This window comes from Rubrivivax benzoatilyticus JA2 = ATCC BAA-35 (genome assembly GCF_000190375.1).
Lineage (GTDB): Bacteria > Pseudomonadota > Gammaproteobacteria > Burkholderiales > Burkholderiaceae_C > Rubrivivax > Rubrivivax benzoatilyticus.
The window spans coordinates 1-816 of the sequence record NZ_AEWG01000138.1 but is presented as its reverse complement, the minus strand read 5'-3'; the positions used below and the strand labels follow the sequence as shown (position 1 = coordinate 816).

At 78.2% G+C, this 816-nt stretch carries 1 pseudogene; it reads right to left on the bottom strand.

From position 1 onward, the window contains the following. Positions 1–816, bottom strand: a pseudogene (locus RBXJA2T_RS20445) (hypothetical protein); the annotation flags it as partial.

Sequence of the window (816 nt, the reverse complement as noted above, 5' to 3'; positions counted from 1 at the left end):
GCGAGGTAGCACTCGACGTAGGCGCCGCCACGGTGCATCGCCGAGAACGGCCCGGTGACGCGGTAGCCGGCGGCGAAGTCCAGCAGCCCGGCGAAGGCCGACCGTTCGGCGACGATCCAGGCCACCGTCAGCGCCAGCCCGGCGGCCATGCCGGCGCCGAAGGCCGTCGCCCGCGCCGCGCCGTCGCGCTCCAGCCGGCGCCACAGCCAGACCACCAGCCAGGCCTCGACACCGCCCTTCAGGATGCGCAGCGTGTTCACCGGGCTGGTGAAGCTCCACCAGTCGCCGGCGGCCGGCAGCGACAGCGGCCACAGCGCACGCAGGCCCGAGATCGTGAACGACAGCGCGAGCAGCACGAAGGCCAGCGCCACGGCGGCCGGCGCGCGCCCGCCCGCCGCCGGCCGCGGCACACGCGCCGCGGCCACGGCCACGCAGGCCAGCAGCAGCAGGTCGAATTCGTCGACGAACACGCGCCCGGTCCAGGGCGCCAGGTCCAGCACCGGCAGCGCCGCCGGGATCAGCGCCAGCGCCAGCAGCGGCCGCCAGGCCACCGCCGCGGCCGCTGCGGCCAGGCCGATGGCCAGCGCCGCCGCGAACGGCTGGAACAGCAGCGCCAGCCCCAGCAGCGGTGGCAGCGCCAGCCAGGGCCAGCGCGGCGCCCGCGCCGGCACCGCCATGGCGGTCGGCGCGCCGCCCTCCCCGGACGCAGGCGCCGGCGCGGCTTTCGGCGCCTCGGCCAGCAGGCGCAGCAGCGTGTGCAGCAGCCAGGCCGCCGCCGGCGCGATCAGCAGGTTGGTCGGGTCGGGGTGGCGGCCG